This window comes from Mesorhizobium sp. M1406, from assembly GCF_040317555.1.
Lineage (GTDB): Bacteria > Pseudomonadota > Alphaproteobacteria > Rhizobiales > Rhizobiaceae > Mesorhizobium.
Genome location: NZ_JAMYKW010000102.1, coordinates 1 through 11,071, shown reverse-complemented (window position 1 = coordinate 11,071; position 11,071 = coordinate 1). Strand labels below are relative to the sequence as shown.

The window sequence follows — 11,071 nt, the reverse complement described above, 5'->3', positions numbered from 1 at the left end:
CCTCGAAATTGTCACTTCAAACGAATGCCGAAATTACTTCCTCGAGGCCGGCTATGACCGAACCTAAAATCATCCCGCTCTAGCCGCGCTAGGCTCGCAACCTAACGCCCTCCGGATCGAAGAACGGTATCGGCGCCACCACTGCGCGGGTCGGCCTGCCCTCGATGTCGATGCTGAGCTCCGTGCCAATGGCCGTGAACGGCAGCCGCAGATGCGCGGTGGCCAGCACCTTGCCGAGAGAATAACCGTGGTCGCTGTAGGTGACCATACCGGCATCCTCGCGGCGATCGCGGCGCGGCGAACGGACCAAGCCGTTGCAATGGCGGTGCGTCAGCCGGCGCGCTGCTTGTCCGTCGCTTTCCGGTCAATCGCGAGCTCGCCCGAGAGGACCACGCCAAATTTTTCGCTGGCTTCCGCAGGCGTGTAGTACCCCAGCGCCACATCGCGCAGCACCAGATCGGCATTCCGCTCACGCGGATCGCCATAGCCACCGCCGCCAGGCGTGCCGACCCTGACCCGATCTCCAGCCTTCAGCGCGATGTCCTGCTCCTTGGACAGGTGCGGCGGCACATGTTCCTCTCCGTCGCGGAAGACCGTCACCGTGTTGACCGCGCCATCCTTGCCGCCGAGCGCGCCTTGCGGGCCGAAACGGCCGTGATCCATGACGAAGGAGGCGCGGGCATCGCCGCGCAGTATCTCGACCTCATAGGCGAGGCCGAAGCCGCCGCGATGCTTGCCGGCGCCACCGGAGCCTTCGCGCAAGGCATAGTGGCGGTAGAGCACAGGAAAAGCCTGTTCCATGATCTCGACCGGCGGCGATTTGGAAATGCCGATGGTCGAGCAGCCATTGGTCAGGCCGTCATGGCTTGAATTGCCGCCATAGCCGCCGCCGGAGATCTGGTACATGACGTAGTCGCGGCCGCGCGCCGGATCGTTGCCGCCGAGCGCGAAGTTGCCACTGGATCCGGCGGGGGCCGCCGTCACCTTCTCCGGCAATGCCTGCACCATGGCCGCGAACACCGCCTCGGCGATGCGCTGCGAGACTTCGGCCGCACAGCCGGAGACCGGACGCGGATATTTGGCGTCGAGGAAAGTGCCTTCCGGCCGCTTGACGATCAGCGGTTCAAACGCGCCGGCGCTGATCGGCACGTCGGGGAAAATGTGGCGCATGGCCAGATAGACCGAGGACAGGGTCGTCGCCAGCACGCTGTTCATCGGTCCGGCGCACGGCTTTGACGAGCCGGCGAAATCGAAGGTCAGCGTGTCGCCCTGTTTCTCGACGGCGAGCGCGATGGTCAGCGGCTCGTTGACCACCCCGTCGGAATCGACAAAGGCCTCGGAACGGTAGGTGCCGTCGGGGATTGCCGCTATGTTGGCGCGCATCTGCTCGGCGGCGCGGCGGCGCAGTTCGGCGATCGCCTCGACGACAGTTTCGTCTCCGTAACGATCCAGGATTCCGTTGAGCCGATCCTGCCCGATCAGCAGTGCAGCCGCCTGGGCCCTGATGTCGCCGATGCGCTGGTCGGCGACACGGATGTTGGAACAGATGATGGCGTAGATCTCTGGATCGAGCACGCCCTTCTTGAACAGCTTCACCGGCGGCAACCTCAGGCCTTCCTGCTCGACCGCCGTCGCCGAGGCTGAAAACCCGCCCGGCACCGAGCCGCCAATGTCGGGCCAGTGGCCGGTGTTGGACAGCCAGCAGAAGATTTTGCCGTCGCGATAGACCGGCATGGCGAAGCGCACATCCATCAGATGGGTGCCGCCAAGATAGGGGTCGTTGACGATGTAGATGTCGCCCGGATTGGGCGGGAGGCAGCGGCCATCGGCGATCATCTCGATCACCGTTTTGGTCGAATACTGCATGACGCCGACGAACACCGGCAGGCCCTGGCTGCCTTGCGCGATCAGCGAACCGTCGACGGCCGAATAGATGCCGTCGGAACGGTCGTTGGCCTCGGCGATGACAGGCGAGAAGGCGGCGCGCGAAAAGGTCAGGTCCATCTCGTCGCAGACCTGCTGCAGCGCCGCCTGGAGGACCGAAAGGGTGATGGCGTCGAGCTTTGCCATATCAGGCCTCGCCAATGTCGATGATGATGTTGCCGTCGGCGTCGCAGCGTGCGCGGTCGTCGGGTTCGAGCACGGTGGTGGCGTCCATCTGTTCGAGGATCGCCGGCCCTTCGATGACCGCGTCGAGCGGCAGCTTTTCGCGTGCGTATACCGGCGTGTCGTGCCATTGGCCGCCATACCAGACCGGCCGGATTTCTCGTCGCGCCTCGTCGAGCGTCTTGGCGCGCCCCGCCGGGTCGATCAGCCGCGACAGATCGATCGCCGGACGCACGCCGGTGACCGAGGTGTTGAGGTTGACGAGATTGGCGCGGATTTCCGGCAATTCGACCTTGAAGCGGGCGAAATAAGCCTTTTCGAAAAGCTGCTGCAGCGTTGCACGCGTCACTGACGACGACGGCAATGGCACGTTGATGATGTGGGTCTGGCCGACGAACTGCATATCGGCGGAGTGCGTGACGCGGATCGTCTCCGGCTTCACCGCTTCCTTGCCGATCAGCTCCTCGCCTTCGTTTCGGTGCCGTTCCAATACCGCGTGAAGGTGGTTTTCGTCGAGTACAGTCACTGGCTGGTTGATCGTGTTGACGAAGTCGTGACGCAGATCGGCGACGACGCAGCCGAGCGCGTTGGTGATGCCTGGCCGCGCCGGCACCAGTACCTTGGGCAGGCCGAGCTCGCGTGCCAGTGCGGTGGCGTGCAGCGGGCCGGCACCGCCAAAGGCGAACAGCGCGAAATCGCGCGGATCGTGGCCGCGCGACACCGAGACCATGCGGATGGCGCCGGCCATCTTCATGTTGCCCAGCCGCAGCACCGCACCCGCTGCCTCGACGCCGGACAGGCCGGTCGCCTTGCCGATCTTGTCCTTGAATATGCTGGTGACGCGCTCTGACGTGACGGGATTTTCGACCGCCAGCAGCTTCTTGGGCGCCAGCCGGCCGAGCACCAGGTTGGCGTCGGTGATGGTCGGCTCCAGGCCGCCGCGCCCGTAGCAGATCGGGCCAGGATTGGCACCGGCACTTTCCGGGCCGATCTGGATCAGGCCGGCCGCATCGACACGGGCGATCGAGCCGCCGCCGGCGCCGACCGTGTGCACCGCCACCATCGGCACGTGGATAGGCATCGCATATTCGATCTCGATCTCGTTCGAGACAGCCGGCTCGGCGTTGCGGATCAGCGCCACGTCGGTGGAGGTGCCGCCCATGTCGTAGGTGACGAGGTTTTCGAAGCCGGCGCGCTTTCCGGTATAGGCGGCGGCGATTACGCCCGAGGCCGGACCGGACATCACCGTCTTGGCTGACTCACGTGTGACGAAGCGGGCCGAGATCATGCCGCCATTGCCGTTCATGATCAGGAAGTCGCGGGCATAGCCTTTCGCGCCCAATTCCTTGCGCAGCCGCTCGACATAGCGCTCGAGGATCGGCTGTACGGAGGCGTTGACCGAGGCGGTGACGCCGCGCTCGAATTCGCGCGCTTCCGACAGAAGCGCGTGACCCGCCGTGATGTAGCCGTTCGGCCAGAATTCGGCGGCGATTTCGGCGGCGCGCCGCTCATGCGCCGGGTTGGCGTAGGAATGCAGGAAATGGATGACGAGGGATTCGCAGCCGGCCGCGATCAGCGTCTTCACCGCCTCGCGCATTTCCGCCTCGTCGAGCGGCGTGCGGATCGCGCCTGACGCCTCGACGCGCTCCGACACTTCGAGCCGCAGATTGCGCGGAATGATCGGCACGAAGCTGCCGGTCATGCCATAGGCCTGCGGCCGTGTCCGCCGGCCAAGCTCGATCACGTCGCGAAAGCCGCGCGTGGTGATCATGCCGGTTTTCGCCAGCCGGCGTTCGAGCACCGCATTGGTGGTGGTTGTCGTGCCATGCACGATCAGGTCGATGCCGTCGATGGGAAATCCGGTGGCGCCGACTGCCGAAACGACGCCGAAGGCCTGGTTGTCGACCGTGGTCGGGGTCTTGGCGATGTGCACCCTGCCGCCGTCGCGTCCGTCGATCAGGAGCAGGTCGGTGAAGGTGCCGCCGACATCGATACCGGCAACGACATTTCCCAGGGAATCATGTGCTTGCGCCGAAAAATTCTCTTCCATCGTCGAAACCCGAAATGCGCGGACTACGGATATGCGTCAGTTTGGAAAGCTGTTTTAAGGGAGCATCTTGACGCAAATATCGTTTGTATACTAATAAATTCGGGACACAAGAGCTTGCCGCTTTGGAGTGTGCGAACAGCACGCCGGGACCTGAATGGTTCGGGCGCGCAGGTGAAGGTTTGGCGCCCGCATCCACAGTTGGGCCAGAAGGTTGGATTTGATGAACACCACATCCGCTCTCAACACCGTCGGCGCCCGCCCGCTGCAATTCCCGATTCCGGCCAACGTCTACGCCGAAACCGTCGTCTCGGTGAAGCACTACACCGATCGGCTGTTCTCGTTCCGCATCACCCGTCCGCGGTCGCTGCGCTTCCGCTCTGGCGAGTTCGTCATGATCGGCCTGCCCAATGCCGAGAAGCCGGTGTACCGCGCCTATTCGGTGGCAAGCCCGGCCTGGGACGAAGAGTTGGAATTCTTCTCGATCAAAGTGCCGGACGGCCCGCTGACCTCGGAACTGCAGAAGATCCAGGTCGGTGATACGATCATCATGCGGCAGAAATCGACCGGCACTTTGGTGGTCGACGCGCTGACCCCGGCCAAGCGGCTGTTCATGATCTCGACCGGCACCGGCATCGCGCCCTTCGCCAGCCTGCTGCGCGACCCCGACACCTACGAGAAGTTCGAGCAGGTCATCCTGACCCACACCTGCCGTGACAATGCGGAACTGACCTACGGCCAGGAACTGGTCGCGGCGCTGGAAAGCGACCCGCTGATCGGCGAACTGACCGGCGGCCGCGTCACGCTCTACAACTCGACGACCCGCGAAGAATCGGAGCGCATGGGCCGCATCACCGCGCTGATCGGCTCCGGCAAGTTCTATACCGATCTCGGCATCGACAAGCTCAATCCGGAAACCGACCGCATCATGATCTGCGGCTCGATGCATATGCTGAAGGACGTCAAGGAGCTGGCCGAAAGCCTCGGCTTCGTCGAAGGCTCGCTGAGCCATCCGGCGACTTTCGTGGTCGAGCGCGCCTTCGTCGGCTGAGCAGCACTCAGCATTTCAATTCTGCGTTTTGACCACGTGGTCAAAAATTGGCTGCTTTCGCCGCCTTTTTCGGTTATGACCGCCTGAAGGACTCGTGAAGTGCGACTTCACGGGCTATCTTCGTGCGTGTCGCCCAAAAGTGTCGAGCGGTTTTGGGAAAACGATACGCACCAAGACATAAGCACACGTCGCTGAATGAAAGGGCAGGAGATGAGCAGCACAATCCGCGAAGCCGATCTCGGCACCAAGGTGACGCCGCTGCCCGCGCGTGCCGCCGCCAACACAGCCGTTCCGCTGGACCATCGCATCGCGCGCAATCCCGGCATGAAGCTCGACCTCGGCTTCATGGAATCGGTGCGCGGCGTCAATCGCTCGGCGCTGGAGCGGCGAGTCGCCAGCCTGACCAAGCGGCGCTCGATCAAGGCCGACAACCAGGCGGCCTGGCTGCTGCGCGCCGTCGCCTGCATGGATCTGACGACGCTGAATTCCAACGACACCGAGGAGCGCGTGCGCCGGCTCTGCGCCAAGGCGATCAACCCGTTCCGCCGCGACATCGTCGAGGGTCTCGGCATTGCTGGGGAACCGATCCGCCCGGCGGCCGTCTGCGTCTATCACCCCTTCGTCTCCACCGCCGTCGATGCCGTGCGCGGCACCGGCATCCATGTCGCCGCCGTCTCCACCGCCTTTCCGCATGGCCTCGCACCGCTGTCGACCCGCCTGCAGGAGATCGAGGCATCGGTCCGCGACGGCGCCGACGAGATCGACGTCGTCATTCCGCGCGGGCTGGTGTTCGGGGCCAAGTGGCGGGAGCTCTACAATGAGATCGTCTCGATGCGCGCCGCCTGCGGTGACGCGCATCTGAAGGTCATCCTCGGCACCGGCGACCTCGCCACGCTGCGCAATGTCATGCTGGCCTCGATGGTGGCGATGATGGCAGGCGCCGACTTCATCAAGACCTCGACCGGCAAGGAGAGCGTCAATGCGACGCTGCCCGTCGGCCTCGCCATGGTGCGCGCCATCAGGGCGTATTTCGAGGAAACCGGCTATCTCATCGGCTTCAAGCCTGCCGGCGGCATTTCCACCGCTAAGGCTTCGCTCGACTGGCTGGTGCTGATGAAGGAAGAACTCGGACGGCCGTGGCTGGAGCCCGAGCTGTTCCGTTTCGGCGCATCGAGCCTGCTGACCGACATCGAGCGCCAGCTCGAGCACCATCTGACCGGTCACTATTCGGCCAATCATCGCCACGCAATGGCATAGGGATCGGGCTAAAGCTTTGAACGTGGAGTTCTTTCGCGCGAAAGAACGCCTTCCAAGACAATTATCTGGAGCGATCCATGAACATCCTCGACCGCTATCACGCCATGGATTACGGCCCGGCGCCGGAAGCTCGCAACGAGGCCGATGCCTGGCTTGCCGCACGCGATTTCGGCAAGGCGCTGTTCATCGGCGGCGAGTGGAAAGCCGCTTCCGGTGGCAAGACTTTCGACACCAGCGAACCGTCTTCCGGCAAGCTGCTGGCCAAGGTCTCGGACGCCACTGCCGCCGACATCGACGCGGCGGTTGCGGCGGCCGCCAAGGCGCTGCCCAAGTGGAGCGCCAGTTCAGGCTATGCCAGGGCGAAAGTGCTTTATGCCATCGGCCGTGCCATGCAGCGCCATCAGCGCCTGTTCGCGGTGCTTGAGACAATCGACAATGGCAAGCCGATCCGCGAAAGCCGCGATATCGATGTGCCGCTGGCGATCCGTCATTTCATCCACCATGCCGGCTGGGCACAGGCGCTGGACAGGGATTTTCCCGGCCACGAGGGTGTCGGCGTCGTCGGCCAGATCATCCCGTGGAATTTTCCGCTGCTGATGCTGGCCTGGAAGATCGCGCCCGCACTCGCCGCCGGCTGCACGGTGGTGCTGAAGCCGGCCGAGTTCACGCCGCTGACATCAATCCTGTTCGCCGAAATCTGTGAGCGCGCCGGCGTACCGAAAGGCGTCGTCAACATCGTCCAGGGCGGGCCTGAGGCCGGCGCGTCCATCGTCAACCACCCCGGCATTCATAAGATCGCCTTCACCGGCTCTTCCGAGGTCGGCAAGATCATCCGCAAGGCAACCGCCGGCTCGGGCAAGAAACTGTCGCTGGAGCTCGGCGGCAAGTCGGCCTTCATCGTCTTCGAGGACGCCGATCTCGACAGCGCGGTCGAAGGCTTGGTCGACGGCATCTGGTTCAACCAGGGCCAGGTCTGCTGCGCCGGATCGCGGCTCTTGGTGCAGGAAGGCATTGCCGATGCCTTGATCGCCAAGGTCAAGGCGCGGATGAGCCGGCTGCGCGTCGGCAGCCCGCTCGACAAGAACACCGACATCGGCCCGCTGGTCGACTTGACACAGCTCGACCGGGTCAAGGGTCTGGTTGCCGAGGGCGCCAGACAGGGCGCCGTCTGCTGGCAGCCGGATGCGGCGCTGCCGTCCACCGGCTACTATCATCTGCCGACGCTCGCCACAGGTGTTTCGCCGGCTAACATCCTGGCGCAGGAGGAGGTGTTCGGCCCGGTGCTGGCGACCATGACCTTCCGCAACACCGAGGAAGCGATCGAGCTTGCCAACAACACGCGCTATGGGCTGGCGGCTTCGGTGTGGAGCGAAAACGTCAACCTCGCTTTGCATGTCGCGCCGCAGCTGAAGGCAGGCGTCGTCTGGGTCAACGGCACCAACATGTTCGATGCCGCCTGTGGCTTCGGCGGCTATCGCGAAAGCGGCTTCGGACGCGAGGGCGGACGCGAAGGCATGTTCGAATATCTCGCGGCGAAACTGCCGCTCGGCCCGGTCATCAAGCCGGCGACGATCTCGGCGCAACCGGTCGAGCAATCCGACGGCGACGCGATCGACCGCACGGCAAAGCTGTTCATCGGCGGCAAGCAGGTTCGCCCGGACGGCAATTACTCGCTGGCGGTCGCCACCGCCAAGGGCAAGCTTGCCGGCGAGGTCGGTCTCGGCAGCCGCAAGGACATCCGCGATGCCGTCTCCGCCGCCCGCGCCTGCAAGGCATGGCCGGAGGCGACCGCCTATAACAGGTGCCAGGTGCTCTATTATCTGGCCGAGAACCTTTCCGGCCGCGCCGGCGAGTTCTCGGCGCGTCTCGTGCAACTCACGGGCGTCTCCGCCAAGGCGGCGCGCGACGAGGTCGAGCAGTCGATCGAACGACTGTTCCTTTATGCCGGTCTTGCCGACAAGTTCGAGGGCCGCGTGCACCAGCCGCCAGCGCGCGCTGTCACGTTGGCACTGCATGAGCCGGTCGGGGTCGTCGGCATCGTCGCGCCTGACACCTCGCCGCTGCTGGGTCTGATCTCGCTGGTTGCACCCGCACTCGCGATGGGCAACACGGTGGTGGCAGTGCCGTCCGAGCGCTATCCGCTGCTGGCGACCGATCTCTATCAGGTCATCGAATATTCCGACGTTCCGGCCGGCGCCATCAACATCGTCACTGGCCGCACGGCCGAACTTGCCGGCGTGCTGGCCAAGCACGACGATGTCGACGGGCTGTGGGTCTTCGCCGACGCCGACACCTGCGCCAAGGCGGAAGCCGAGTCGATCGGCAACCTCAAGCGCGTCTGGAGCGGCAATGGCCGCGGCCTCGACTGGGCGTCCGATGAGGCTGCCGGCGACGCCTTCCTGCGCCGGGCCGTCGAGGTGAAGAATGTGTGGGTGCCCTACGGCGATTGAGCCCACGTGGCTATCGCGATGGTGATCGTGTTCGGGCTTGACGCTCGAACAGATGTTCTTTAACGAGAAAAAACATCTTTATCAGTGAACCGACGATGGCGCAGGCCACCCGATGGCGCGTGACCGGCACATGACGTCTTGGCCAGCCGCCGGTAAATGCGGATGACCCAAGCGGACGAGGAGAACAGCATGGCGGATCTGGCAGGCAAGGTCGTTGTCGTCACGGCAGCGGCGCAAGGCATCGGCAAGGCGAGTGCGCTGGCCTTCGCCAAGGCAGGTGCTGTCGTCCATGCCACCGACATCAACGAGGTGCTGCTGGCTGAGCTCGCCAAGACATCCAGCATCAAGACCCGCAAGCTCGATGTGCTCAACGACGAGGCCGTCAACGACGCCTTCGCCGAGATCGGTGCCGTCGACGTGCTGTTCAACTGCGCCGGGTTCGTCCATTCGGGCTCGATCCTCGAAATGAAGGACGCCGATCTCGACTTCGCCTTCAACCTCAATGTCCGCGCCATGATCCGCACCGTGCGGGCCGTGCTGCCCGGCATGCTGGAGCGCGGCGACGGATCGATCATCAACATGTCCTCGGTCGCCGGCGCCGGCAAAGGCGTGCCCAACCGCTTCGCCTATGGCGTCACCAAGGCCGCCGTCATCGGCCTGACCAAGGCGATCGCCGCCGATTATGTCGGCAAGGGCATACGCTGCAACGCCATTTGCCCCGGCACGGTCGAGAGCCCGTCGCTGCAGGACCGCATGCACGCGCAAGGCGACTATGAGGCCGCCCGCGCCGCCTTCATCGCCCGCCAGCCGATGGGCCGGCTCGGCACGCCGGAGGAAATCGCCGATCTCGCCGTCTATCTGGCCGGCGCCACCTATACGTCCGGACAGGCCTACAATATCGACGGCGGCTGGTCGATCTAGAGCGCCCCGCTCGAGAAGATCGGTACCTCGTTCCAAAGGTCTGAAAATGATGGTTCGCCCGACATCAGGCGTGGCATCCACGCTTGCCTGGCCACCATCCACTGGCTAGGTTCCGCCCGCCCAGAACCACGTCGTCGCGGCGACGGAGCGAAATTGTAAACGGCCGTTGGCCGCAATCAGGAGAAGATGCATGAAACTGCTGCGCTATGGCGAGGTGGGAAGCGAGCGCCCAGGTCTGCTCGATGCCGATGGCACCATCCGCGATCTGTCCGCTCACGTCAGCGATATCGGCGGCAAGGCGCTCGATCCGGCGGCGCTGGCTGATCTGGCCAAGCTCGATCCGAAGTCGCTGCCGGCGGTTCCCGGCAGCCCGCGCCTCGGCGCCTGCGTCGCCGGCACCGGCAAGTTCATCTGCATCGGCCTCAACTATTCCGACCATGCCGCCGAAACCGGCGCCACCGTGCCGCCGGAACCGATCATCTTCATGAAGGCAAGCTCGGCCATTGTCGGGCCGGATGACGACGTGCTGATCCCGCGCGGCTCTGACAAGACCGACTGGGAGGTCGAGTTGGCCGTGGTCATCGGCAGGACCGCTAAATATGTCAGCGAAGCCGATGCGCTGGACTATGTCGCCGGCTACAGCGTTGCCCACGACGTCTCCGAACGCGCCTTCCAGGCCGAGCGGCAGGGCCAGTGGACCAAGGGCAAGTCCTGCGACACCTTCGGACCCACCGGCCCGTGGCTGGTGACCAAGGATGAAGTGGCCGACCCGCAGAACCTCAAGATGTGGCTGACGGTCAACGGCAAGACGATGCAGAACGGCTCGACCAGGACCATGGTCTACGGCGTCAAGTATCTGGTGTCCTACCTCAGCCAGTTCATGTCGCTGCACCCCGGCGACATCATCTCCACCGGCACGCCGCCCGGCGTTGGCCTCGGCATGAAGCCGCCGGTGTTCTTGAAGGCTGGTGATGTGGTGGAGCTCGGCATTGAAGGCTTGGGTCAGCAGAAGCAGACGTTCAAGGCTGACGTGTAGGAGCGATATTTCGGAGGCTCGCGCCGCCCCTCATCTGGCTGCCGCCATCTTCTCCCCGTTGAACGGGGAGAAGGACGCTGCCGTTGATGCTTTCGCCAATCGCCAGCGCTTGAGCTATCTGTCCAGCCGATAGATGGGTAACAGTTTGAACCGGATACATAGGTAACAGTTTTCCCCCTTATGATTGGTTCGTCGGCGCGCCA

8 protein-coding genes are annotated in these 11,071 nt (G+C 64.3%); 5 read left to right on the top strand and 3 right to left on the bottom strand.

The features are described from left to right. Window positions 1-88 precede the first annotated feature (88 nt). The 3 genes from NKH03_RS33005 to NKH03_RS32995 are packed head-to-tail and all read right to left on the bottom strand — an operon-like array spanning window position 89 to window position 4,156. The gene (locus tag NKH03_RS33005) at window positions 89-310 is read right to left on the bottom strand and encodes a glycine cleavage T C-terminal barrel domain-containing protein (RefSeq protein ID WP_352878248.1); all 222 of its coding nucleotides are present in this window, start codon (window positions 308-310) and stop codon (window positions 89-91) included. A gap of 20 nt (window positions 311-330) precedes the next feature. Next, window positions 331-2,070 (bottom strand): hydantoinase B/oxoprolinase family protein, encoded by a 1,740-nt coding sequence (locus tag NKH03_RS33000; RefSeq protein WP_352973075.1) that lies wholly within the window; start codon window positions 2,068-2,070, stop codon window positions 331-333. Between the two features lies 1 nt (window position 2,071). After that, on the bottom strand, window positions 2,072-4,156 hold the full coding sequence (locus tag NKH03_RS32995; protein WP_352973073.1) for a hydantoinase/oxoprolinase family protein: 2,085 nt from the start codon (window positions 4,154-4,156) through the stop codon (window positions 2,072-2,074). Between the two features lie 220 nt (window positions 4,157-4,376). On the opposite strand from NKH03_RS32995, the gene NKH03_RS32990 reads away from it, so the two are divergent. From NKH03_RS32990 to NKH03_RS32970, 5 genes are all read left to right on the top strand, one after another. After that, window positions 4,377-5,204, top strand: a complete 828-nt coding sequence (locus tag NKH03_RS32990) for a ferredoxin--NADP reductase (protein WP_352870253.1) — start codon at window positions 4,377-4,379, stop codon at window positions 5,202-5,204. A 210-nt stretch (window positions 5,205-5,414) separates the two neighbouring features. Then, window positions 5,415-6,461: a deoxyribose-phosphate aldolase gene (gene deoC, locus NKH03_RS32985; RefSeq protein WP_352973071.1), complete on the top strand. Its 1,047-nt coding sequence runs from the start codon at window positions 5,415-5,417 to the stop codon at window positions 6,459-6,461. A 77-nt stretch (window positions 6,462-6,538) separates the two neighbouring features. Then, complete coding sequence (locus NKH03_RS32980; RefSeq protein ID WP_352973069.1) at window positions 6,539-8,911, top strand: aldehyde dehydrogenase family protein; 2,373 nt, start codon at window positions 6,539-6,541, stop codon at window positions 8,909-8,911. A 189-nt stretch (window positions 8,912-9,100) separates the two neighbouring features. Next, window positions 9,101-9,832 (top strand): SDR family oxidoreductase, encoded by a 732-nt coding sequence (locus NKH03_RS32975; protein ID WP_352973067.1) that lies wholly within the window; start codon window positions 9,101-9,103, stop codon window positions 9,830-9,832. A gap of 190 nt (window positions 9,833-10,022) precedes the next feature. Further along, window positions 10,023-10,868, top strand: coding sequence for a fumarylacetoacetate hydrolase family protein (locus tag NKH03_RS32970; RefSeq protein ID WP_352870257.1), 846 nt, complete (start codon window positions 10,023-10,025; stop codon window positions 10,866-10,868). The last annotated feature ends 203 nt before the right edge of the window (window positions 10,869-11,071 follow it).

Bases quoted from the DNA above. Each gene is read 5' to 3' on its own strand.
- NKH03_RS33000 (WP_352973075.1), bottom strand. From the start codon at position 2,070: ATGGCAAAGCTCGACGCCATCACCCTTTCGGTCCTCCAGGCGGCGCTG.
- NKH03_RS32995 (WP_352973073.1), bottom strand. From the start codon at position 4,156: ATGGAAGAGAATTTTTCGGCGCAAGCACATGATTCCCTGGGAAATGTC.
- NKH03_RS32990 (WP_352870253.1), top strand. From the start codon at position 4,377: ATGAACACCACATCCGCTCTCAACACCGTCGGCGCCCGCCCGCTGCAA.
- deoC (WP_352973071.1), top strand. From the start codon at position 5,415: ATGAGCAGCACAATCCGCGAAGCCGATCTCGGCACCAAGGTGACGCCG.
- NKH03_RS32980 (WP_352973069.1), top strand. From the start codon at position 6,539: ATGAACATCCTCGACCGCTATCACGCCATGGATTACGGCCCGGCGCCG.
- NKH03_RS32975 (WP_352973067.1), top strand. From the start codon at position 9,101: ATGGCGGATCTGGCAGGCAAGGTCGTTGTCGTCACGGCAGCGGCGCAA.
- NKH03_RS32970 (WP_352870257.1), top strand. From the start codon at position 10,023: ATGAAACTGCTGCGCTATGGCGAGGTGGGAAGCGAGCGCCCAGGTCTG.